We start from the raw sequence: 22,212 nt of genomic DNA, 5'->3' as shown, positions 1-22,212 counted from the left end.
TTTCTTTTCCTACTAGTAGGTGCTTGAATTATAAAAATAGGTGATGAATTTGTATATTATATTATAAAGCTTACAATAGATAATTTATACTAAAATGTAAGAAGCAAGTTAATATTCTTATCCATATAAAAGAATGTTTACTTGCTTCTTTTCTTATTAAAAGATGTAATTTCTATGAGGAACCTTACAATTCCCCTATAGATATTCACAATCAGCTTCTATATATTTATTGTATAGAAATTATACAATAAATATATCTTTCATGTTACATACATTAAATCAAGCCTTAGCCTCTTTTTCTATAATTCTCTTAAATTGACTACTTCTTACCAATGTTCAACAACGACTGCGTTTTTGAATTTGTGTTCTAGTTTTTCTTGAACAGGTAAATGAATAACTACACATAAACTCCTTATATCTCTCGTTAAACTACCGATTAGCTCCATATAAACTCTAGATAACCTATGTAGAATACAAGATATCAAGGAGGTAAGAAAAAATGAATTTTATGAAACGAGCAATTCTCAGTATGAAAAAAAGGATAGGAACATCATTAATTTTGATGGCAGTTTTTCTAATTGTTACAAATTTGGTTCTTTCAGGTTTCACAATTCAAAATGCATCAAAAAAAGCAGCGGATGCTGCAAGAAAAAAACTTGGTGTAGATGTTACTTTAGGTCTTGATTTTGACAAATTAGGTCAAAAAGCTAAGGAAACTGGAGAAATGCCAAATCCGCCGCAGCTCGATGCAAAAGAAACAGATCAATTAGCGAAGTCCAAGTATGTAAAAGATTATAATTACATAGCTAACACTTTCGGTATTTCTGATGGGCTTAAACTAGTAGGAGCTTCAGAAGGAGAAGAAGAAGGAAAAGGTAAAGTGGGAATGGCGGCTGCGCGAGGCGGTTCAAGCTCTGGTACAGAAATAGATATGAATGCTTCTTTTATGATTGAGGGAGTTCGCAAGACTGCATTACAAGAAAGCTTTAAAAACGGAAAAAGTAAAATCATTGATGGAAAACCAATTACAGAGCAAATGAAGGATCAGAATGTAGCTTTAATGGAAAAACGATTAGCGGAATTAAACAATTTGAAAGCAGGAGACAAAGTTAAAGTGCAATCAGGGGATAAGAAGGAAACCCTTGAGGTTGAAATTATCGGTATTTACGAAACAAATGAGCAAGCAATGGGGCAACAGGCTCCTCCTATTATGGATCCAGCTAATAAACTATATATGCCGCATTCAACTATGAAAAAATTAGAAGTAGACCCTGGTATAAGTAGTGTTCAAGTCGTGTATTTCTTGAATGATCCACAATATATTGATGCATTTAAAAAAGAAGCAAAAAAATCTAATATTGATTTTAATTATTATAAATTAGATGCGCATGATTCATTGTACAAGCAAATGATTGGTCCTATCGAAAATATCTCTTCGACTTCTCAAATGATTATTTATATTGTATCGATTGCAGGTGCAATTATTTTAGGATTAATCATTATGCTATCAATTAAAGGACGTCGTAAAGAAATGGGAATTCTATTGTCTATTGGAGAGAAAAAGTGGAAACTAATGGCGCAATTCGTAGTAGAAGTAGTGTGTGTCGCTATTTTAGCATTTGGATTATCCATAACAACAGGAGCTAAAGTTTCTCAATATATCGGGGATAATTTACTGTCGAATGAAATTGCTACTGCAGGCGAAGAAACAAATACCTCGCAAAATGGTACTGTAATGATGGCTGGACCTGGTGGTACTCTACAAAATCAAAAAGAAGATCCAATTGATAAAATTGATGTAAGTGTAACAGGAGAAGATGTAGGGAAAATGGGTGGAATTGGACTAGCTATTGCTATAATAGCAACACTTCTTCCAGCATTATCTATTCTACGTTTAAACCCAAAACAAATTCTTTTAAAAGATGAATGAGGAGGCTCGATATGGAGACGATTTTACAGTTTAAAAATTTGGATTATTATTATGAAAGTAATGGAAAAAATGTAGCGATACTAGATAATGTTAACTTTTCTTTTCAAAAAGGTCATTTCTACACGATTTTAGGACCATCCGGATCTGGCAAAACCACAACCCTGAGCTTAGGTTGTGGACTGGATGTCCCTAAAAATGGTTATGTACTGTATAATGGCAAAGATATTAGAAAAATTGGTTTGGATCGATACCGTAATCAAAATGTATCTGTAATTTTCCAATCTTATAATTTGATAACCTATATGACAGCTCTTCAAAATGTCTTAACAGCAATGGAAATTACAGGTGTTAAAGTGCAAAATAAAACAGCAAGAGCATTACAATTATTAGAGAGGGTAGGACTCACAGAAGTTGAAGCGAAACGAAACGTCCTGCAACTAAGTGGTGGTCAACAACAGCGTGTAGCAATTGCTCGAGCACTATCTTGTAATGTTGATTTACTGATTGCAGATGAGCCGACAGGAAACCTCGACGAGGAAACCGCAATGGATATAATAGAACTATTTCAAGAACTTGCACATAAAGAGAATAAATGCATTATTGTTGTGACGCACTCACAGGAGGTTGCTAAAAAATCAGATCGTGCAGTGTATTTAAGTAAGAAGAAGTTGGTCATAAATGAAATCTAATATAAACATCGTAGCTTTTTAATTGACATAATTTTCAAGATTCAGACCTTTCAAAAGCTTATATTTGATTTATAATAAAATCAAGCCATAATCAAAATGGTCTCCCTGTACTGAATGTTAAAATAGTTTGTTGTTCCCGTTTTAATAATATAATAAAAAGAACTTGTAGGATATTCTACAGGTTCTTTTTATTATAATTGGTTACCTCTATATCATGGGATAATCACACATAAAAAACGGGACATTACCTAGATGTATGACCTAAATATCGTCCCGTTTACCTACTCTGTATAGTTATTGCAGAATTAAACCTACAATCATAATTAAACTAAATACTATCATCCAACCAAACGCACAATAGCCAAAAATTCTAATCCATTTAGGTAATTGATGCATGTTAATTTTATTTGTGGGAACTCCTTGCATAGAAAACATCATTTTTTGATCTCTATCTCTATTATTTTGTTGTTCATACATAATATCATCACCTTTCCAGAACTATTGTGTTTATAGTATATCAGCCTAAAGAAAATTATGTACAGAATAAGAGGGGATAGCATAAATATTATGTGGTGAATTTTATAAATAAAGACATTTAATTGCCATGGTTCTAAGCGCTAATCCATTATAAATACTGAAAAAGAGCCCTACATAAATACGACTCTTTTTCTTCAAATATTAAGTTGCTGGATATAAATTAGAACCAAGGTAACGTTCTTTTATAATTTGAAGATGATGAAGCTCATGACCAGCAATGATGTATGCTAATGCACGAACTGTAACTTCAGAATTATTCGCATTTCCTCTTTGTGACCAAGCTTCTTTATCTAAGCTTCTAAGTAAATGCAGGGTAGATTGGCGAACAACTATTAAATTCTCAAGAAGATCTTGCATAGATTGCTTATCAAAAGCAGCTCTAAGAACATACATATCATCATTATAGCCTGGAAGTTCTGCTGTCTCGCCTCGAGCGATTGATAGTAATCGATACGCCATAATCCGTTCTGTATCTGCTATATGACCCATTACTTCTTTTATACTCCATTTAGTAGGAGCATACCGGAAAAGTCCCTCACTATCAGAAATTCCCTTTAATAAAAGATTCGTTTCCTTCATTTGTTGTTCTAGAATATGTATGATATTTCCGTCTGATACCAAGTTGGTATACGTTGCATAATAGGAGTTATATTCACTTACTTGTGGTCTTATTTGCATACGAATCATCCTTTATGTTTTATATTTAATCTTTACATATAGCTTACCATAAAAGAATTCCAAATTAATCTGAAAAATGGAGGCAAATATACATTTTTCATCTTCCTTTTCAGTTTCATAGATGAAATGCATCTCAAATAAGAGAATCTAATTTGCTGCTAAGCGGAATGTCGTTTTTTTGCTGCTATAGTAGAAGATAAATATGTAAATTGAATACGGTTTGTCACTACTTATGATAATCGCCATTTAAGAAGCAGCATTTGTCCATTACGTGAAAAACCTGTTAATAAATTTATACTTACTACAAAAACAAACAAACTCGTCCTATTTAAAGGAGAGTTTGTTTGTTTTTATGTTTAGATAATGGAATACTCATGCAAAATTGTACACTATGTTCCATATTTTTTATTGAATACTTTATATCTAGCGTTTCAAGAATTTGTTTAACAATATATAGCCCTAAACCATTTCCTCCAGTATTTCGATTCCTTGATTTTTCAATTCGATAAAATGGTTTGAAAATTTGTTGTATCTCTTCATCTTTAATATTGACACCTGTATTTATAATTTTCATTTCGATTTGACCTTGTTTAGAATCCTCAATTAACTTTATATAGACTTTTTCATTATGTGGTGAATACATAACCGCATTGTGAATAATATTTTTACATGCTTTTTCTAAAAGAGCACAATCGGTATAAATAGAAAGGTCAGAATCAATTTCTTTTATTATTTCGATGCTTTTTTGAGAAGCAAAAAATTCGAGATCTTTTGTGATTGTACCTATTAACTTTGAAGGATTAACTTCCTCTACTTTTAGTTTGAAGGTGTGTTGTTCTAATTTCGATACGCTTAAAATTTCACGAACTAATTGTTCCATACTTTCAATAATTTGATGATTTTTCTTTAAATATTGATCGCGATTTTGATAAGGGCCAATATTGTATATCATTCCTTCTAAGTATCCTTTCATTACAGTAAGAGGAGACTTTAATTCATGTGCTACAATCGCAAAAAACTCTCTTCGTTTTGTTTCTATTTCTCTTTCTTTTTCAATATCATTTTTTAATTGTTCATTTGCTTTTTTTAAATCAAACATAGCTTGTTGCAAGTTAATAGACATGTCATTCAAACTATTAGATAATTCTCCTAACTCATCTGTAGAGCGAACCTCAATTTTTTCGGAGAAATCTAAATTTGCCATCTTTTGTGCACCTTCATTAATATAAATAAGTGGCTTTGTAATAAACCTGGAATAAAAATAAGCACTTCCTATACCAATAACGAGCACAATGATACTAATATAGGGGAGAAAGCGTACTAAAACTTGTGAAGCTTCATCAATCGGTTGAAATGTAGCAAAGACTATAAGCGTTAAACTACCATCTTGGAATTGAATTGGTTTCGTAACGTTATATGAATTGCTAAGGGTACTTGTATTCTCGAATCGTGTTGCTTTAGTAACTACTGTTTTTTGCGTACCACTTTGAATAAAAGAAAATGAAGGAGAGTAAATAATTACTCCTTCTTTATTTTGAAGATAAAGCATCGCATTATTTTTTTTGGCGTATTCATCAAAAAGTGGTATCGCATCTTGAAACGTAAGATTTTTAGACTTATCAATGATTTCGTTTATCCCTGTTTGAAGTTGATCTGTTTTATATTGCTCATAAAATGTAGGGAGAAAGAAGTATAAAGTTAAATAAATCAATACTGCAAAGGATAATAAAATGAGAGATGTAGTCATAAAGAGTTTATAAGTAATTTGCTTCATTTTCATGAGTTTCACAATACTATTCATCAATTTTATATCCAATACCCTTTATTGTTTTAATATAAGGGATAGCTAATTTTTTTCGTAGGTTTTTAATATGTGTATCAATTATTCGTGTTTCTCCAAAATAATCGTAACCCCAAACCTTTTCAACGATATTTTCTCTTGTGAGTACTTTTCTCTCATTTTGAAATAGTAGTTGTAGAATTTCAAACTCTTTTGTCGTTAATATAATTTCAACGTCATTTACATATACTCTATATGCATCCACATCAATACGCACTTCTTTAAATATCAAATGATTATTTACATTTTTATCATAACTTCTTCTAAGTACCGCTTCGACTCGTCTAATCAAAACATGAAATGAAAAGGGCTTTGTTATATAATCATCGATCCCAAGGTCGAATCCTTTCATTTGATCTTCCTCTTCTTCCAACGCAGTTAGCATAATAATTGGTACGTTTGACTGACTTCGAATCATTTTAGAAACTTCAAACCCATTAAGATTGGGCATCATGACATCTAGAAGAATTAAATCAAACGATTGCTTATTAAATTGTGTCATACCCTCTAGTCCATCTGAAGCGACTACCACTGTATAATGCTGTGTCATTAAAAATTGTTTAATTAATTCCTGAATTTCTTGATCGTCCTCTACCACGAGAATATGATAGTTTTTCATAATATCACCTCTGGTAGTCATTATAGCCGTACTATCTGGAGTTTATGTGGAGATACAATAGGAACTTCATAGGACGTTTAACGTATTAGCTTCATTTTCAAGAATGTGTATTCTCCAAAAAAATATTATTAGCCATATTCCTTTTTATGAAAAAATAATTGTATGCTTGAAAAAACTTATCGTATGAAAAGCTGAACGATTTATATTTCTAAAAAACTAATGTATAATATTGGGAACTGTATGTGATTTCTTAAACTGTGTGAACATATACTTTCGCTACTTACTAGAAGGGGAAACGGAAATGAATTTCAATATAAAAAAGTTAGCGAAATTATAGAGTGTACGTCACTAACTTTAGAGTTTTTTTGCTAATTTAGTAAACGCTTAAGGTGTGAACTAAGGATTATTTAAATCATGCGAGAAAGGTTGTGAAATTATTTGATGGGTTATAAAGCGATGCTGTTTGATTTAGATGATACATTACTTGATAGGGATAAAGCAGTAGAGGCATTATTTTTAATTGTTTTAGAAAAGTGTTATGAAAATGTAGATGGTGCGGCTAAAAGCAACATGTTACAGAATTTCAAAGAATACGATAAAAGGGAATACGGCATGAGTGATAAAACAATAGTTTTAGAATCGTTGTTTGATGAATTCCCGCCGAAGTATAGATTGCCACGCAATTACATCCAAGATTTTTGGAATAATAATTTCCATAGATGTTTTTCAATAGACCAAAATACTGTTCATTTCTTAAATCAAATAAAGAAGCACTTTAAAGTTGGAATTATAACAAATGGCTCAACTCAGAGGCAAAAAGCTAAAATATTTAACACGAATTTAAATAGGTATTTTGAAACAATCATTATTTCTGAAGAAGTGGGATTTAGTAAACCTGATAAACGTATATTCGAACTAGCATTAAATAAGTTAAATTTACAACCGGAAAATACTTTATTTGTTGGAGATGACTTAGAAAAGGATATTGCTGGTCCTCAAAATGCAAATATAAAAGGTGTGTGGTTTAACCCTCAGAAAATCAAGAATACTACCAAAATACAACCATATGTCGAGATTAACACTTTGGATAGTTTGTTAAGTTATGTTACTCCACAATATTTTTATAACAAGTAAAAGTAATTCCATATATATATTCAAAAATATAAAAAAAGAGGAACTATCATTAATTTCATTGACCGTATTAGTAATAAAAAAATATATATTTACAACAAAAAATAGAGGCCATTTTAATAGCTGAGGCTAATTTAATCTATGATTAATACGAAGTTTTGTAAAACAATTTTACTCATACTGTGTAAATTATAAAGGGGTGAGACTATGGAAATAAAGAAAGTAGTAATCGATGGAATCAATATTGCGGTTATTGGTATTAATATCGAATGTTCAGTCTGCATTAGATACTATGGCAACAGTTCAATATGAGGTAGATGCGAAACATATTATTATCCATAAATCTTTAATAAGTGAAGATTTCTTTGATCTAAAAACACGGCTTGCGGGCGATATCCTTCAACAGTTTATAAACTACAAGGTAAAGATTGCTATTGTTGGAGATTTCTCTATATATACTAGTAAAAGCTTAAAGGATTTTATTTATGAATGTAATAAAGGGAATGACATTTTTTACTTAGCAACTGAACAACAAGCAATTGAAAAACTAAGTACATTAAAGTAATAATTATATCCTGCTAAATTCCCCCATTTCACTTAGTTAATGATTATATACGATATAGAAGAACTGATGTTTGTGGTAAACTAAGAGATGAATAAAGGGGGAGTTTTTTTGAACAATTTTAATGATACGATCCGAAATTTAAACAATATAGTTTACAAACCTAACAATTTAATGATTACGAATCTAAAAGAAGAAAAGCAAAACGCAGAATATGCAGGATGTTTATTCCACTTAAATAACAAAACCATTCGTTTTAGAAAATCAAAATTGACTCCTAATAAAATTGGGCAATTTGTTTCTTTTTGGGAGAAAGATGAAAATATGCGAAATAGAGCTTTCTCTTATGAAGCTGCTCCTGATTTATTAGTAATCACTTGTATTGCTGATAATAAAGTAGGACAATTTATTTTTCCTAAAGAGATTCTTCTTAAAGAAAAAATATTGAGAACACAAAATCAAACAGGGAAAATGGCAATGAGAATTTATCCTGTTTGGGATACCACCGTTAGCAATCAAGCTAAAAAGAGCCAAACGTGGCAACGTCAATATTTTGTTGATTTAAGTGATAGTAATAATTTGCCTATAGATAAACTATTAAATTTATATTCGTAGCTTTTGGTTTGCCCCGAAAAGAAGTAATTACAGAAAAGATATTTGTAATGACGCCTTCTATTAATTTAACTCGTGAATCGTAATTTTTGTACCGGTACAGTTAAATGAAATGTACATTGTTACAGTGCCCCTTAAAATTTACAATCAGCATATATTATTTAAACTTATAAATTTTTAAGGGGTGCTAATTATGACAAGTTTACAAGATCAGCTTTTCACAAGATTAAATCTAAAAAAACGTAATGAAGTAAAGTTTGAAGAATTACCTACTATACTCTTTTCGTTTGCGCACACTATACCATTTGAGAATTTAGATGTTATAGCACGAAATACGAATCAAATCTCTCTGGAAAACTTACGGGAGAAAATTTTAACTAGTTCCCGTGGTGGACTTTGCTACGAATTAAATACTCTTTTTTACTATTTCTTAAAAGACTGTGGCTATGATGTACAACTGGCATTGGGTACGGTTTATAAAAATGATATAAGTGCATGGGCACTTGAGGATGGCCATATAACAATTATTTTAACTTATGAAAATGTACAGTATTTAATTGATGTAGGTATAGCTTCGTTAGTACCTCTAGTTCCTGTACCTTTTACTGGCGAGTCTGTTTCTTCAAAAAATGGTTCGTACCGGGTGAGACGGAAAGATACGAGTAAAGGAAATTATGTTTTAGAAAGAATAGATACTGATGGAGAATGGAAAGTTTGTCATGCTTTTTATAAACATATTATTGATGAGATAGTAGTAAACGATGTTCAAAGAAGAGTGATAGAAGATGAGAAGTCTATTTTTAATAAAGGACCAATTGCAGTAAAGTTGACGAACTCCGGCCATATTTCATTAACGAATACAAGTTTAACTGAAATGATTCATGGGGAAAAAACTAAGCGTGAAATTACAGAAGATCAATATAGAGAGTTTTTATATACTTTATTTGCTATTAAGTTATGAATAATAAAGATAGCCGGTACTTATTCAGAAGCGGCTATCTTTATTATTTTTGGTGTAAATGGTTTTCGTCTAATATGTTTCGGAAACTGCGGTATAGTTAATGTTTTTAATATTTCCGTAGCTTCTTCATATGTATGAAAAACTGGCTTTTTTGCAGCAGGATAATTTGATTTAAAGTTTGATTTTCTTAATACATATAATACACTAGAACAGTACGAAAAAGTATGTACAATGAATTTTGAATGTAAAGGAAGATTAATATGTCAGTTATTGATAAATTGAAACTTAATAAGTATACAAATATGGTCGTTATTAACGAACCAAGTGATTATGACATTTTTACAGGTAAAGAAACTGCATTCTCAAAAAAACACGATGCTATCTTTATATTTGTAGAAACGCTTGATGAAATGGTGAAACAAACGAATTTTATTATTAGTAATGAAGAATTACTAATTGAAAAAGGTTACGTGTTCTTCGCATATCCGAAAAAAGGTAATGCTCGTTATAGTACGTTTATTCACCGTGATGAGATGTTTCCGGCATTAAACGTTGGAGAAGATGGTTATGTGGGAGAAAGCGATATTAAATTTGCACGAATGGTAAGTATGGATGAAGTCTTTACTGTTGTAGGTTTAAAACGCGAGAAGAAAAAAACAACGAAAACATCTGCTATGAGTCAATGTGTTGCCGATTATGCAGATCGAATTAAAGATGTTGAAGCATTATTAGCTAATCATCCGAATGAACTTAAGTTTTATCAAAGTTTAACGCCTGGATACCAAAAAGATTGGGCACGTAATCTTTTTTCTGTGAAACAAGAAAAAACACGTGAAAAACGTCTAGAGAAAATGATAGAAATCCTTTCACAAGGCTATAAAACAATTGAATTATTCCGTAAAAAGAAAAAATAATGACTAAGAAAGTCACAATGCTGCAACAATTAATTGTGATGAGTACATTGAAAAAAGTATTCCTTCCATTATACTAAGGAATGTTCTTATATTTATATAATTAGCAAAAAGAGAAAAGGTGTTTGAAATGAAATCGTATATTGTAGTTGGATCTGGAATTTTAGGAGCGTCTACTGCTTATCATCTTGCTAAGGCAGGTGCGAATGTTACTATCGTGGATCGCCAACAATTAGGGCAAGCAACTGATGCAGGAGCAGGTATTGTATGTCCATGGCTATCACAGCGTCGTAATAAAGCATGGTATAAAATTGTTAAAGGCGGTGCACGTTACTATTCTTCGTTAATTCAGCAATTAGAAGAAGACGGTGAAACTGACACAGGATATAATCGTGTAGGTGCAATTAGTTTACATACTGACGAGAAAAAGTTAGATCAAATGGAAGAGCGAGCTTATAAACGACGTGAAGATGCCCCAGAGATTGGTGAAATCACTCGCTTATCAGCTGAAGAAACAAAAAAATTATTCCCGGCATTATCAGAAGAATATAGTTCTGTTCATATTAGTGGTGCTGCACGAGTAAATGGAAGATTATTACGCAATGCATTAATAAGTGCTGCGAAAAAACATGGTGCAACTTTTATAAAAGGCGATGCAGTATTAGTCCGTGAAGGAAATCATATTACTGGAGTTACAGTAAACGATGAAACACTTTTAGCAGAAAAGGTTATTGTAACTGCAGGCGCATGGGCGAACGAAATCTTGAACCCATTAGGAATTAATTTCTTAGTTACATTCCAAAAAGGACAAATTGTTCATCTGCAAATCGAAAATACAGCAACAGAAAATATGCCAGTTGTTATGCCACCGAACGATCAATATATTTTAACGTTTGACAATGGGCATGTCGTAATTGGTGCAACACATGAGAATGATACTGGTTTCGATCATCGTGTAACAGCAGGTGGTTTACATGAAGTATTCCATAAGGCATTAGCAGTTGCACCTGGCTTAGAAAATGCTACAATGCTTGAAACGAGAGTTGGATTCAGACCATTCACACCAGGATTCTTACCTGTTATCGGACCACTACCTAACTTTGAAGGAATTCTCGTTGCGAATGGATTAGGCGCTTCGGGTTTAACAGCTGGTCCATACCTAGGAGCGGAACTTGCTAAACTAGCGCTCGGACAAACGATTGAATTAGATTTAAATGATTATGATGTTGCTGGCGCAATTGAATAATATAGGGTACTGCTAACATTTAGAAAAAACCATGCCAAACATATTCGACAGGGAATAAGCAGTTTTTCCTCTGTTAAGAGTAAGCCTGTTTATGAAAAATAAAATTCTTTAAAAATAGAGGGCTGACATTATAAACCTGCATTAATAATGTAGAATTGTGATGTCGGCTCTTTATTTATATTTATTTAAAACTTATTTTCGAGAGGATCTTAAGCAATGAGAGCACCATATCAAGTATTGATATTTCCTTATATAAAAACTGCCGATTCCATTCAATATGCTATTTTCAAACGAAGTGATTATGGTTATTGGCAAGGAATAGCTGGTGGCGGAGAAGACGGTGAGATTCCTATTGAATCAGCAAAACGGGAAGCGTTTGAAGAGGCTGGTATTACAAGAGAATGTCCATATATACAATTAGATTCTGTGTCTTCACTACCAGTAGAGGATGTAGTTGGAGGATTCCTTTGGGGCGAAGAGGTTTATGTAATAAAAGAATTTTCTTTTGCAGTTAAAGTCCCTACAAAAAACATATCATTATCTAAAGAACACTTCAATTATAAATGGTTATGCTTCGAGGAAGCAGTAACGCTTTTGAAATGGGATAGCAACAAAACAGCATTGTGGGAATTAAACAAAAGACTATTAAAACAATAAAAGTTTTTGCTAACAAAGATATTAGTGGAACAAGAATTGAACAATTAAAAAAACCTTGCTACACTTCTAAACAATGTTTTAGATTATAAAATAGAGTAATATAGATTTGGCATGGTTAATGAACTAAGAGAACTTGCACTAAGAAAAAACCTATACAGTTGACTTTGAAAAAATGAAAATAGTTAAAAACATTTTTATGTCGTACGGTTTTTGGCTATGAATAACAGAATAAATATTAAGTATTCAACAGTTCAAATAGAACGATTCAGCTTTTTATTTTAAGAAGAAAGATGAATCGTTTTATGCTAAAATTCGCTTAGTGTAATATTTTCGTTAAAATGTGGGTGGGCCCCCTTTTAGCAAAACCGGAGTGGGAATGATGAGTATAAATAGTTTTGTGGGATTGATAAAGGACGAATTATTAAAAGAGGTAAGAATAAGAAGTGAGGATGAATTCGAGCCTGTAGTAGTTAAAGATATTCCTAGACTTTGGAAGTGTTTAGGAACAGGTAATTATGCCGCAGTATTCATGCACAGAGAATACAAAGATTGGGTAGTGAAAGTTTACGTGCGAGAAGGAGAAGGAATTGAAAAAGAGTCAGAAGTATACCGAAGAATTGGAGATCATCCTTCTTATTCAAAGCTTATATATAAAGGAGAAAATTTCATAGTATTGAAACGTTTAAAAGAAATTACCTTATACGATGCTATTCATAAGGGGATTAAAATTCCTAAGCAGGTAATACTTGATATCAATGAGGCTTTAGAGTATGCGAGGGAACAAGGATTAACTCCTTGTGATGTTCACGGGAAAAATGTGATGATGGAAAAAGGAAGGGGATATGTAGTAGATGTATCTGATTTCTTAAAAACAAAAGAAGATAGTAAGTGGAGGGACCTAGAAAAGGCATATTTCACTTTTTATTTTCCTTTCATTTATAAATTGCCTTTCACTGTTAAAATACCGTATTTTATGTTAAACATTGTTAGACGTTCGTACAGAAAATATAAGAAGTTTAAAAAGAAATTCAAATTGTAAAAGAACCACATATGTTCCTGAAAACGATTTGAATTCACATAAATAACTTTAGAAAAACTTTAAATTTTGTTTAGGGGATACTTCAAGACCTTAGCTTGCTAGGGATATGGTGCTACCTCAAAATATAAAAAGATTAGGAATGAATCCTAATCTTTTTATTTATACATATTTTTGTTAGTTATATCACTATCAATTCCAAAATGGGACATTTTGAATAAATGAAACCGTCAAAATAAGTGTTGATGCGGAACCAGCAGTTACTAAAGTTACTATCTTTCGTCCATTCTGTTCTTTTGAAGGTTTTATAAGTTCTGTAATTAACACAATCCATATTATGATAGAGACTATTGAAATAATATTTATAGACATATGTAACACATCCCTTCTTGTTTTTACATAAATATTTCTTCTTTTATAAAATAAAAGCAATTTAACAAGAAAATAGGTACCGCATTAAAAATCAATATTTTCCTGTTAAACCACCTTTTTTAAATAGAAATACGACTGATAAAACGATAACAACGGCCTTCAAACTGCCCCAATATGGATAAATAGCATGATCTGTTAGACTAGCATGCTGAAAAATATTCTCTAAACCGAAAATTCCTATCATGACTGCTAAAAGGAATGAAGCTGATCCATACGTCCCTTTACGATAGAGGGTAAATAAATAGACTGCGAAAATTAGTGGTAAGATGATTTGTAGTACGATTATCATAGTTCGTCCCCCAGATTATTTATAATTATATTATATACAAAATTGTAATAAAAAGGAATATAACTTATTTGATACTAACAGAACTACTCTAATCATATTCTTCTATAAAAAAGAAGAAAAAGGGGTGTACAGTTAATTGACAAAAGTTAAAGTTAGTTTACGACCCATTGTTCATAACGTAAATTTACCAACTGTATTGAAAACAACGATACTTCCAGGTGAATCGACCGAAAGACTATTTATCGCAACTCAATTAGGGGAGATTTTTTACATAGGGGACGGAGTTATAAAGACATTTTTAGATATTCGTCACCTAATTATTAAATTAGGTACATTTGAAGAAGGTGTTTCTAGTAGCGGTTATGATGAACGAGGATTGCTTGGACTTGCGTTCCATCCACAATTTTATCAAAATGGGTTATTTTATCTTCATTATTCAGTAGCTGGAACTCAAGGGCCAGGTGCATTTTCTGAGCAATTTAAACCGAATCCTTGTGACCCTAAAACGCTAAATTTAAAGTGGGTTAATAGAAATACGCAATATGATCACATTGATACAGTAGAAGAATGGACTTTACAATCTAATGGTCAAGTTCAAAAGCGACGAACATTACTGAATGTAAGAAGACCATTTTTTAATCATAACGGAGTCAATAGTTTAAACTTTTCACCTGAGACTGGAAAACTTGTTTTTACAAATGGAGATGGCGGGTCAGGTTATGATCCATTTAATTTAAGCCAAGATGATTTAGAAATAGCAGGTAAAATAATTGAAATCGATGTAAGTAAAAATACATTTATAAATAACCCTCCTGTAGTTACACGCTTTAATGAACTTCCTTTATCTATACAAGAAACACTTACAGTAATTGCAAAAGGAGTACGTAATATAACCGGCATTTCATTTCAAAGGTTTTATAATCAATATATCAAATACGCCGGAAATGTCGGACAAGATATTGTAGAGTCTATTTTTTCATTTATTCAATATAAACCTATACCGGTTACAGAACTTGTTCAAATGCATTTTATGAGGTTAACTCCCAATCAAGATGGGGTTATCAATTTTGGGTGGCGAGGATGGGAAGGGGATTTACCTACTTCTTTTATACGACATTGTTCTGAGAATCAGACTTTGGATGAGAGAACAATGGCTTATTATGATGAAACAATACAAACTTCAGTCAAGCGTATTCTGCCTCTACTTAGTTATTTTCATAAAGATTCTAGAACAGATAAGTTTGGAGGAACTTCACTTACAGGAGTTCAGCCATATATGGGAAATGCAATTCCAAATTTAACAGGTAGCGTTGTTTTTACTGACCTTGCCAAGAAAGGAGAATCTCAGTCTCCAATTAAGGGTGTTTTAGCCTATACTAGAGCAGGTACAGACGGTAAACACGCTGACTTTCATGCTATTGAAACCAATTATGATTTTGGTACGCAACCAGCTTATTATATGAGTTTAGGAACAAATTCGGATCAAACTAAATTATATTTAGGAGTTTACAGTTCTATGAAAGTAACTGATTTTAACAAAGGTACCATTTTTGAAATTATTCCTTGATACGATATAAATTCTCAGTTTAAAAACATAAAGAGTTTATTCTGCTTCCAAAACGCACAACTTGACTTGTCCCCCTAAAAATCTTCAATCTATAAGTATCTATTATATAGTGATTTATAACTAGTAGAAAGCAACTCATAAACCATAAGTGTATGAATAATATAGAAAGTAATGAATGTGGTATCTTTAGGGGGTATTTTAATGAATTGGTTTGTACGTTATTGGTATCAACTGATGATAGAACATGATACGAGCTTTGTTCATAAAAGAAAATTGTCCCTTGCGAATAAGTTAGTACTTACAGCTTTGATGAGTGCATTGGCCACCATGTTTCAAGCATCTGGGAACTTAGTTCCTGGTATAGGTTTGCTCATTAGTCCATTTTCGACATTACCGATTTTTTTTGCTATTTTCTATTCTATTCGTGAGGGAATACTTTCTTATGTTCTTACTATTTTTCTATTATTTATTATTGAGCCCAGTGAACTAATTGTCTTTCCTTTTACTACAGGCTTATTAGGTCTAGCCTTAGGAGTATCCTTTTTAAAATTAAAGAGGAGAATTTGGATTGTTTCTTTTTCAGCAACTTGTCTACTTATAGGTATTATGATCGTTCTCGATGTTTTCCACTTTCCGGTACTTGGTCCTGCTGTTCATACAACTATGGATATAAAAATTATTTTATCAATATTTATAATGAGCTTTCTATACTGTTGGATTTATGCAGGTTTTTGCAGAATAATGATGAATAGATTATATAAAGTGTTGTATTGACAATGGCATAATGAGGATTGGAGATTGAATTCATGACTAACGTTGCAGTTAGAAGACCGAATTTGAATGATGTAGATGAACTATATTTATTTTTCCGTATAGTTATTACGAATACATACAAAAATGAAGGATTGTCACAATTATTAGATGACATAGAAAATGAAATTAACTCAAAAAAGCAGTATTTGAAAAGTGACTTTGATAGTAACGGAGAAAGTCGTTACTTTTTATTAGCAATTGATACAAGTAACGATAAAATCATTGGAACAATCGAAATCGGTCCAGCAAGTACATTGATTAATAGTTGTACAGGTGGTGTACTTAAAAATTTGTATGAAATAGGAACTGTATTCATACTTCCGGAGTATCAGAGAAAGGGAATAGGGAGTTTATTACTACATACAATGTTTCTTACATTACTTAGCAGAGGGATAACAGAATATTGTTTAGATAGTGGATATAAAAATGCGCAAAGTATATGGATAAAAAAGTTTGGAAAACCTAGCTATGTATTGAAAGATTACTGGGGAGAATCCAGTGATCATATGATTTGGAAGAAAAGTTTACATGATACACCTATAATATTTGAATTATAAAATGAAATATGCCTCTGAACATAGCTTTTCTTACTTATGTATGCTATTATTTATCTTTATAATAAAAGAGGACGTGAATGAACTTGATTAAAATTAATATTCCTGAAGCTGATGTTTCAATTACTGAACGTAAACAAGTTATTAAAGGAGACGAGCCAATCATTACTCCAATTAATGGATTTATCGATTTCCACTTGTTCCCTAGAGATAAAGGCGGCATTTTTATGTTTTACAATATTAATGACGAACTTCTTTTCGTAGGTAAAGCTCGTAAAATTAGACAACGTATTAAGAAGCATTTTGAAGATAATGTTTCACCAATTAAAAACCACCGTGATGAAGTATACCGCATTGATGCATGTATCGTAGAAGATCCAACAGAAAGAGAAATTTACGAAACATATATCATTAATGAATACAAAGCGAAATATAACGTTGATAAAGTATTCTACAAATAATCAACATTAATAAAAAGCAATCCTAGTTAATATGCCAGGATTGTTTTTTATTTAGATTTATTCTTCATATCTTTCTCCTTTTTTCAAATGATTAGCAGCAACAAAACAGACTACACCTATAAATATAAGTACAATACCAATCGTTTTATGTTTCCCCTCAAAGAAAGGAATATCTGAAATAACATTTGTCATACATAGTCCTAAAAATACAAGGATAGGGCCCATCCAAAGTAATACATTACCGAATTTTTTGTGCTTCCACATAATAACCCTCCTCAATTCTCTTTACATATATATCCATAAATTAAAAGTAAATTCATAGAGAAATATAGTTTTTTTCATATCCAAAATTTAACCCTCATATATTGGTACAAGCAAAAGAGAAAGGAGAACATCATGAATTGGTTAGAAGCTTTCATATTAGGTATAATTCAAGGTTTAACAGAATTTTTACCAATCAGTAGTACTGGACATCTTTATTTAGGAAGGCATTTGTTTCAATTGGATGAAGCAGGCTTATTTTTAGATACGATGCTGCATATTGGGACTTTACTTGCGGTGTTTATTTATTACAAAAAAGAATTTATATATTTAATTAAAAATCCATTTTCAAAATTAATGCTGCTACTTATTGTCGGAACGATACCCGCAGTTGTAATCGGATTGTTGTTTAAAGATTTTTTTGAGGATATTTCAAAAACAGGTATTACAATTGGTTGGGAGTTTTTAGTGACAGGATTCTTTCTCTACTTGGCGGATAAACAAAAGAATGGTCGTAAAAAAATGGACGACATTACATATAAAGATGCATTTATTATCGGTTCATTTCAAGCGGCTGCTATTTTTCCGGCAATTTCTCGTTCTGGAATGACAATCGTCGCTGCATTATGGAGAAAATTAGACCGTGAAACTGCTGCTTACTTTTCTTTTTTACTATCGACACCAGCCATCGTTGGAGCTATCATTTTGCAATTTGTAGACGTTTTTCAAGGGAAAGCAGAATCTATTTCTAGTACATCTTTAATTGTCGGAACGTTATCAGCAGCGTTTTTTGGATATATAGCTGTTTCATGGATGATTCAATATTTAAAACGTCACTCCTTAAAAGTATTCGCGTATTACGTATGGGGATTAGGTATTTTAATTTTAATGTTGCAATTTACTGATGTATTTTAAGTATAATGATAAAGAAGTTAATTAGTTTAAGATCCTGTTTCATTCATACAAGGCAGGATCTCTTTTTATTAAGGGGGAAAATATGTTTAATAAGGCTATCGTTATTGGTGGAAGTATGGCAGGGAAGTTTGCAGCAAAAGCATTATCAACTTCTTTTAAAGAAGTAATCATTATAGAAGCTGGTGAAAGATGGGATGGAAAGTCTTCGATAAAAAGAGTTCCACAAAGTAATCATCCTCATGTGTTATTAAAAGGTGGAGAAATCGCAATTGAGGAATTGTTTCCTAATATTACGAATGAATTAATAGAAGCGGGTAGTATTATAAACAACTTTACGCGTGATTTGAAATGGAATCAATTCGGTCTATGGAAACAACCGTTCATAGGGGAAGTACATATGATTCAACAAAGTCGTCCTTTGCTAGAATGGCATATTCAAAAACGAATACATCAAATTTCAAATATTACTATTAAATATGGAACATTGGTTAAAGGGTTATTGGTAGATGCAAAGCTTAACAAAGTGTGTGGAGTAAAAGTTAAATATTTAGAGACAGACACACAAGAAGAAGTTCATGCGGATCTTGTAGTTGATGCGAGTGGATTTGGCTCGAAAAGTATAGAGTGGCTACGAGAATACGAAATTGAAGTAAAAGAAGAGAAAGTTCGTATTGATTTATTTTACGCAACGAAAATGTTCAAACTTAAAGAAAATGAGGAGTTAGACTGTTGTAACATGCTAATGTCTCCGAGTTTCCCTGATAACCCTTATGGTGTTCTTATTCAAACGATAGAAGATAATCGTTATTTTGTTACTTTTAGTGGATACGCAAATGAGAAAGCACCACAAACAGATGATGAGTTTTATGATTTTGCTGAAAACCTATCAATTTCTAATGTTACAGATTTCCTAAATAAGGCTGAGGGAACTACTGATATAAAGACATACAAAATTCCTTATCAAGTACGCCGGCGATTTGATTTAGTGAATAATGTACCAGAAGGATTATTAGTTGTTGGAGATGCGCAATGTCGTTTTGATCCCGTTTTCGGCCAAGGTATTTCAGTTGCTGCTATGGAGGCTCACCAATTGCAATTACTTTTGCAAGATAGAAAACAACTTGATAAAACATTTACACAACAATTTTATAAAAAGGCAGCTACTATAATAGAAACCCCTTGGGATATGACAACAACAGAAATTTCACGTCACCCGCAACTAAAGAGAGAATTAACTACAAAACAAAAATTTCAGCTATGGTATACGAAACAAATATATCGACTATCTGCAAGTAATTCTGATGTTTATATTCGGTTAGTACGAGTGATGAATTTAATTCGTAGTCCATTTCATCTTTTTCATCCGAAAGTGCTACTAACTGTATTACTTAATCGAAAGAAATAGCAGGAATATAATTGATTAAAAAGAATGTATAACATTTAGTAAATCAAGAAGGAGAATACGGGATGGAAATATACATAGAGCAACTAAAGAAACAAGATGCTAAAGATTTATTTACGTTTGAACTTACGAATAAATCTTTTTTTGAAACAATGGTACCAAATCGTGGCTCAAAATATTTTGAATTTGAATATTTCCAAAAACTACTAGACGATTTATTAATAGAACAGGCGGATGGAAATTCTTATTTTTATTTAATTCGTAATGAAGAAAAAGAAATTGTAGGACGAATCAATTTAGTAGATATAGATACAGAAACTCGAATTAGTTCGCTAGGGTATCGGGTCGGAGAAAAATTTACTAAAAAAGGAGTTGCAACAGCAGCCGTAAAATTAATTTTAGATGTAGCGAAAAATAATGAAATTACTGAAGTTCATGCTAAAACAACGACTAATAATCTCGCATCACAAATTGTACTAGAAAAAAGCGGATTTTCTTCTTATCAAAACGAATCAGATGTAACATCTGTAGAATTACATGGAGAACATGTGAAGTTTGTACACTATATTTGGAGAAATACTTCGCGCTTATAATAAGGAGGACTTATTCATGAATGATTTACGTTATCCAATTGGCCAATTTACATACAAACGTCCTATAACTGCAGAAATGATTGATACATGGATTCAAGAAATTGAAGATTTACCTAATGAACTAACAAAGGCAATTAAAGATTTAGATCAGAAGCAGTTAGATACACCATATCGCGTTGGAGGTTGGACTGTACGTCAAGTAGTTCATCACGTCGTTGATAGCCATATGAATAGCTACATACGCTTTAAATTAGCACTGACAGAAAAGAATCCAACTATTAAGCCGTATAAAGAAGAGAAGTGGGCAGAGTTACCCGATTCAAAATTACCGGTAGATGTTTCACTAGTAATGCTAGATTCATTACATAAAAGATGGGTTAACCTGTTATATTCTCTAGAAATTGAAGATTTAGAAAAGACATTTAACCATCCTGAAACTGGTGAAACAAAACTTGCTGTTGCAATAGGACTATACGCATGGCATGGTCGTCACCATACCGCTCATATTACTTCTTTAAGAAAGCGTCTAAATTGGTAACATGGAGATTATATTAGAGAAGGCGACAGAAACTGATGCAGAAGTTATATTTCAAATGCAAATAGACTCATTTAGCTCTTTATTACATAAATATAAAGACTATGAAACAAATCCAGCAAATGAAACTATCGAAAAAACTATTTGTAGAATAAATCATGTAGACGGTGGCTTCTATAAAATAATAGTGGCTATAAATCTTGTTGGAGCGATATGCATTTCACAAAAAGAAACACCCTCTAAATTTTGGATCAGTCCAATGTTTATTCACCCGAGTTATCAAGGAAAAGGAATTGCCCAAAAGGTACTTACATTAATTGAGGAAATGTTTCCTGAAGCAACGAGCTGGGAACTTGCTACTATTTTAGAAGAAGAGAAAAATTGTTTTTTGTATGAAAAGATGGAGTATAAAAGAACAGAAGCTAAAAAGAAATTAAATGATAAAACTACACTTGTTTATTACAAAAAAGAAAGGTAAAGCATACAAAATACGCTTTACCTTTCTACATTATTTAAGATTAAATATACAAAAATAATGTATATTCTTCCAAAATACCCGGGTTAGTAATTTTTGAAATGAATAAAAATACAAAAACCACTACTTTGTCGTAAAGGTTACTAACGCTTTTTGAATGCTTAAAATACTATCGTCACCTTTAAATTCTTTCGTAATTGGATCCTCCATACTAGACACCCAAATTTTAAGTTCTGCATCTAAATCAAAATGCCCAGCCGTTTCGATGCTATATTGTGTAATACTTTTATAAGGAATAGAATGGTATTCTGTTTTTTTGCCAGTTACTCCTTGTTTATCTACTAAAATAAGACGACGATTTGTAAATACGATTAGATCACGAATTAATTTATAAGCATGCTCTACTTTTTCATCGTCTAGCATAATCTTCTCTAAATCACGTTCTACACTTTCAGAACTCGTATTTGATGCATTTCCTAAAATACCGCTAAATAACCCCATATTAA

The 22,212-nt window shown here is 31.9% G+C and carries 26 protein-coding genes and 1 pseudogene; 19 read left to right on the top strand and 8 right to left on the bottom strand.

The window, feature by feature from the left end; translation table 11 throughout:
- Positions 1-499: 499 nt before the first annotated feature.
- Both BAQ53_RS12785 and BAQ53_RS12780 read left to right on the top strand, forming a co-directional pair.
- Positions 500-1,930, top strand: coding sequence for an ABC transporter permease (locus BAQ53_RS12785; RefSeq protein ID WP_001010229.1), 1,431 nt, complete (start codon positions 500-502; stop codon positions 1,928-1,930).
- A gap of 11 nt (positions 1,931-1,941) precedes the next feature.
- On the top strand, positions 1,942-2,619 hold the full coding sequence (locus tag BAQ53_RS12780) for an ABC transporter ATP-binding protein (RefSeq protein ID WP_208906920.1): 678 nt from the start codon (positions 1,942-1,944) through the stop codon (positions 2,617-2,619).
- Between the two features lie 294 nt (positions 2,620-2,913).
- On the opposite strand, the gene BAQ53_RS12775 is transcribed toward BAQ53_RS12780, so the two are convergent.
- From BAQ53_RS12775 to BAQ53_RS12760, 4 genes are all read right to left on the bottom strand, one after another.
- On the bottom strand, positions 2,914-3,096 hold the full coding sequence (locus tag BAQ53_RS12775; protein WP_000273233.1) for a hypothetical protein: 183 nt from the start codon (positions 3,094-3,096) through the stop codon (positions 2,914-2,916).
- Positions 3,097-3,297: 201 nt separating this feature from the next.
- Positions 3,298-3,834 (bottom strand): DinB family protein, encoded by a 537-nt coding sequence (locus tag BAQ53_RS12770; protein ID WP_001167136.1) that lies wholly within the window; start codon positions 3,832-3,834, stop codon positions 3,298-3,300.
- 328 nt (positions 3,835-4,162) lie between these two features.
- On the bottom strand, positions 4,163-5,635 hold the full coding sequence (locus BAQ53_RS12765; RefSeq protein ID WP_001084902.1) for a sensor histidine kinase: 1,473 nt from the start codon (positions 5,633-5,635) through the stop codon (positions 4,163-4,165).
- Complete coding sequence (locus BAQ53_RS12760; RefSeq protein WP_000800727.1) at positions 5,628-6,293, bottom strand: response regulator transcription factor; 666 nt, start codon at positions 6,291-6,293, stop codon at positions 5,628-5,630. Before BAQ53_RS12760 ends, BAQ53_RS12765 begins: the two co-directional genes overlap by 8 nt.
- Positions 6,294-6,734: 441 nt before the next feature.
- Here BAQ53_RS12760 and BAQ53_RS12755 point away from each other — a divergent pair, with 441 nt between their 5' ends.
- The 8 genes and pseudogenes from BAQ53_RS12755 to BAQ53_RS12720 all read left to right on the top strand — a co-directional run bounded on the left by BAQ53_RS12755 (position 6,735) and on the right by BAQ53_RS12720 (position 13,412).
- Entirely contained in the window at positions 6,735-7,427 is a 693-nt protein-coding gene (locus BAQ53_RS12755; RefSeq protein WP_208906949.1) for an HAD family hydrolase, read from the top strand.
- A 204-nt stretch (positions 7,428-7,631) separates the two neighbouring features.
- Positions 7,632-7,989: pseudogene (locus BAQ53_RS12750) on the top strand (DUF4180 domain-containing protein).
- A 108-nt stretch (positions 7,990-8,097) separates the two neighbouring features.
- On the top strand, positions 8,098-8,601 hold the full coding sequence (locus tag BAQ53_RS12745; RefSeq protein ID WP_001058783.1) for a MepB family protein: 504 nt from the start codon (positions 8,098-8,100) through the stop codon (positions 8,599-8,601).
- A 190-nt stretch (positions 8,602-8,791) separates the two neighbouring features.
- Positions 8,792-9,559: an arylamine N-acetyltransferase family protein gene (locus BAQ53_RS12740; protein ID WP_000202753.1), complete on the top strand. Its 768-nt coding sequence runs from the start codon at positions 8,792-8,794 to the stop codon at positions 9,557-9,559.
- A 260-nt stretch (positions 9,560-9,819) separates the two neighbouring features.
- Positions 9,820-10,473, top strand: a complete 654-nt coding sequence (locus tag BAQ53_RS12735; protein ID WP_199717750.1) for a YdeI/OmpD-associated family protein — start codon at positions 9,820-9,822, stop codon at positions 10,471-10,473.
- A 127-nt stretch (positions 10,474-10,600) separates the two neighbouring features.
- Positions 10,601-11,716 (top strand): NAD(P)/FAD-dependent oxidoreductase, encoded by a 1,116-nt coding sequence (locus BAQ53_RS12730; protein WP_000844392.1) that lies wholly within the window; start codon positions 10,601-10,603, stop codon positions 11,714-11,716.
- A gap of 216 nt (positions 11,717-11,932) precedes the next feature.
- Complete coding sequence (locus tag BAQ53_RS12725) at positions 11,933-12,373, top strand: NUDIX hydrolase (RefSeq protein ID WP_001202585.1); 441 nt, start codon at positions 11,933-11,935, stop codon at positions 12,371-12,373.
- A 379-nt stretch (positions 12,374-12,752) separates the two neighbouring features.
- Entirely contained in the window at positions 12,753-13,412 is a 660-nt protein-coding gene (locus BAQ53_RS12720) for a protein kinase family protein (protein ID WP_000026515.1), read from the top strand.
- Positions 13,413-13,601: 189 nt separating this feature from the next.
- Here the strand turns inward: BAQ53_RS12720 and BAQ53_RS12715 are convergent, their stop codons facing one another.
- Entirely contained in the window at positions 13,602-13,781 is a 180-nt protein-coding gene (locus BAQ53_RS12715) for a hypothetical protein (protein WP_000026326.1), read from the bottom strand.
- A 91-nt stretch (positions 13,782-13,872) separates the two neighbouring features.
- Positions 13,873-14,130, bottom strand: a complete 258-nt coding sequence (locus BAQ53_RS12710; protein ID WP_000587704.1) for a hypothetical protein — start codon at positions 14,128-14,130, stop codon at positions 13,873-13,875.
- 136 nt (positions 14,131-14,266) lie between these two features.
- Here BAQ53_RS12710 and BAQ53_RS12705 point away from each other — a divergent pair, with 136 nt between their 5' ends.
- The 4 genes from BAQ53_RS12705 (at position 14,267) to BAQ53_RS12690 (ending at position 17,525) form a co-directional block, all read left to right on the top strand.
- Positions 14,267-15,697, top strand: coding sequence for a PQQ-dependent sugar dehydrogenase (locus BAQ53_RS12705; RefSeq protein WP_208906919.1), 1,431 nt, complete (start codon positions 14,267-14,269; stop codon positions 15,695-15,697).
- Positions 15,698-15,898: 201 nt separating this feature from the next.
- Entirely contained in the window at positions 15,899-16,471 is a 573-nt protein-coding gene (locus tag BAQ53_RS12700) for a YybS family protein (RefSeq protein ID WP_208906918.1), read from the top strand.
- A 32-nt stretch (positions 16,472-16,503) separates the two neighbouring features.
- Positions 16,504-17,067, top strand: coding sequence for a GNAT family N-acetyltransferase (locus BAQ53_RS12695; RefSeq protein WP_000185960.1), 564 nt, complete (start codon positions 16,504-16,506; stop codon positions 17,065-17,067).
- A 77-nt stretch (positions 17,068-17,144) separates the two neighbouring features.
- Positions 17,145-17,525 carry a nucleotide excision repair endonuclease gene (locus BAQ53_RS12690; RefSeq protein WP_001048941.1) on the top strand — a complete coding sequence of 127 codons (381 nt, stop codon included), beginning with the start codon at positions 17,145-17,147 and terminating at the stop codon, positions 17,523-17,525.
- A 57-nt stretch (positions 17,526-17,582) separates the two neighbouring features.
- Here the strand turns inward: BAQ53_RS12690 and BAQ53_RS12685 are convergent, their stop codons facing one another.
- Positions 17,583-17,789, bottom strand: a complete 207-nt coding sequence (locus BAQ53_RS12685; RefSeq protein ID WP_208906917.1) for a hypothetical protein — start codon at positions 17,787-17,789, stop codon at positions 17,583-17,585.
- 132 nt (positions 17,790-17,921) lie between these two features.
- On the opposite strand from BAQ53_RS12685, the gene BAQ53_RS12680 reads away from it, so the two are divergent.
- The 5 genes from BAQ53_RS12680 to BAQ53_RS12660 all read left to right on the top strand — a co-directional run bounded on the left by BAQ53_RS12680 (position 17,922) and on the right by BAQ53_RS12660 (position 21,709).
- Positions 17,922-18,701, top strand: coding sequence for an undecaprenyl-diphosphate phosphatase (locus BAQ53_RS12680; protein ID WP_208906916.1), 780 nt, complete (start codon positions 17,922-17,924; stop codon positions 18,699-18,701).
- Positions 18,702-18,783: 82 nt separating this feature from the next.
- Positions 18,784-20,106: an FAD-dependent oxidoreductase gene (locus tag BAQ53_RS12675; RefSeq protein ID WP_208906915.1), complete on the top strand. Its 1,323-nt coding sequence runs from the start codon at positions 18,784-18,786 to the stop codon at positions 20,104-20,106.
- A 62-nt stretch (positions 20,107-20,168) separates the two neighbouring features.
- Positions 20,169-20,696, top strand: coding sequence for a GNAT family N-acetyltransferase (locus BAQ53_RS12670; protein WP_208906914.1), 528 nt, complete (start codon positions 20,169-20,171; stop codon positions 20,694-20,696).
- Positions 20,697-20,712: 16 nt separating this feature from the next.
- The gene (locus BAQ53_RS12665) at positions 20,713-21,234 is read left to right on the top strand and encodes a YfiT family bacillithiol transferase (protein ID WP_199696969.1); all 522 of its coding nucleotides are present in this window, start codon (positions 20,713-20,715) and stop codon (positions 21,232-21,234) included.
- A 1-nt stretch (position 21,235) separates the two neighbouring features.
- Positions 21,236-21,709 (top strand): GNAT family N-acetyltransferase, encoded by a 474-nt coding sequence (locus BAQ53_RS12660; RefSeq protein ID WP_208906913.1) that lies wholly within the window; start codon positions 21,236-21,238, stop codon positions 21,707-21,709.
- A 120-nt stretch (positions 21,710-21,829) separates the two neighbouring features.
- Here the strand turns inward: BAQ53_RS12660 and BAQ53_RS12655 are convergent, their stop codons facing one another.
- Positions 21,830-22,207, bottom strand: coding sequence for a PH domain-containing protein (locus BAQ53_RS12655; protein ID WP_000522472.1), 378 nt, complete (start codon positions 22,205-22,207; stop codon positions 21,830-21,832).
- Positions 22,208-22,212: the final 5 nt, after the last annotated feature.

Source organism: Bacillus sp. B25(2016b), assembly GCF_001679765.1.
Taxonomy (GTDB): domain Bacteria; phylum Bacillota; class Bacilli; order Bacillales; family Bacillaceae_G; genus Bacillus_A; species Bacillus_A thuringiensis_K.
This window is presented reverse-complemented; position numbering and strand designations above follow the sequence as displayed.

Excerpts from the sequence above, each read along its gene's own strand:
- BAQ53_RS12785 (WP_001010229.1), top strand. The coding sequence starts at position 500 with ATGAATTTTATGAAACGAGCAATTCTCAGTATGAAAAAAAGGATAGGA.
- BAQ53_RS12780 (WP_208906920.1), top strand. The coding sequence starts at position 1,942 with ATGGAGACGATTTTACAGTTTAAAAATTTGGATTATTATTATGAAAGT.
- BAQ53_RS12775 (WP_000273233.1), bottom strand. The coding sequence starts at position 3,096 with ATGTATGAACAACAAAATAATAGAGATAGAGATCAAAAAATGATGTTT.
- BAQ53_RS12770 (WP_001167136.1), bottom strand. The coding sequence starts at position 3,834 with ATGCAAATAAGACCACAAGTAAGTGAATATAACTCCTATTATGCAACG.
- BAQ53_RS12765 (WP_001084902.1), bottom strand. The coding sequence starts at position 5,635 with ATGAATAGTATTGTGAAACTCATGAAAATGAAGCAAATTACTTATAAA.
- BAQ53_RS12760 (WP_000800727.1), bottom strand. The coding sequence starts at position 6,293 with ATGAAAAACTATCATATTCTCGTGGTAGAGGACGATCAAGAAATTCAG.
- BAQ53_RS12755 (WP_208906949.1), top strand. The coding sequence starts at position 6,735 with ATGGGTTATAAAGCGATGCTGTTTGATTTAGATGATACATTACTTGAT.
- BAQ53_RS12740 (WP_000202753.1), top strand. The coding sequence starts at position 8,792 with ATGACAAGTTTACAAGATCAGCTTTTCACAAGATTAAATCTAAAAAAA.
- BAQ53_RS12735 (WP_199717750.1), top strand. The coding sequence starts at position 9,820 with ATGTCAGTTATTGATAAATTGAAACTTAATAAGTATACAAATATGGTC.
- BAQ53_RS12730 (WP_000844392.1), top strand. The coding sequence starts at position 10,601 with ATGAAATCGTATATTGTAGTTGGATCTGGAATTTTAGGAGCGTCTACT.
- BAQ53_RS12725 (WP_001202585.1), top strand. The coding sequence starts at position 11,933 with ATGAGAGCACCATATCAAGTATTGATATTTCCTTATATAAAAACTGCC.
- BAQ53_RS12720 (WP_000026515.1), top strand. The coding sequence starts at position 12,753 with ATGAGTATAAATAGTTTTGTGGGATTGATAAAGGACGAATTATTAAAA.
- BAQ53_RS12715 (WP_000026326.1), bottom strand. The coding sequence starts at position 13,781 with ATGTCTATAAATATTATTTCAATAGTCTCTATCATAATATGGATTGTG.
- BAQ53_RS12710 (WP_000587704.1), bottom strand. The coding sequence starts at position 14,130 with ATGATAATCGTACTACAAATCATCTTACCACTAATTTTCGCAGTCTAT.
- BAQ53_RS12700 (WP_208906918.1), top strand. The coding sequence starts at position 15,899 with ATGAATTGGTTTGTACGTTATTGGTATCAACTGATGATAGAACATGAT.
- BAQ53_RS12695 (WP_000185960.1), top strand. The coding sequence starts at position 16,504 with ATGACTAACGTTGCAGTTAGAAGACCGAATTTGAATGATGTAGATGAA.
- BAQ53_RS12690 (WP_001048941.1), top strand. The coding sequence starts at position 17,145 with ATGAACTTGATTAAAATTAATATTCCTGAAGCTGATGTTTCAATTACT.
- BAQ53_RS12685 (WP_208906917.1), bottom strand. The coding sequence starts at position 17,789 with ATGTGGAAGCACAAAAAATTCGGTAATGTATTACTTTGGATGGGCCCT.
- BAQ53_RS12680 (WP_208906916.1), top strand. The coding sequence starts at position 17,922 with ATGAATTGGTTAGAAGCTTTCATATTAGGTATAATTCAAGGTTTAACA.
- BAQ53_RS12675 (WP_208906915.1), top strand. The coding sequence starts at position 18,784 with ATGTTTAATAAGGCTATCGTTATTGGTGGAAGTATGGCAGGGAAGTTT.
- BAQ53_RS12670 (WP_208906914.1), top strand. The coding sequence starts at position 20,169 with ATGGAAATATACATAGAGCAACTAAAGAAACAAGATGCTAAAGATTTA.
- BAQ53_RS12665 (WP_199696969.1), top strand. The coding sequence starts at position 20,713 with ATGAATGATTTACGTTATCCAATTGGCCAATTTACATACAAACGTCCT.
- BAQ53_RS12660 (WP_208906913.1), top strand. The coding sequence starts at position 21,236 with ATGGAGATTATATTAGAGAAGGCGACAGAAACTGATGCAGAAGTTATA.
- BAQ53_RS12655 (WP_000522472.1), bottom strand. The coding sequence starts at position 22,207 with ATGGGGTTATTTAGCGGTATTTTAGGAAATGCATCAAATACGAGTTCT.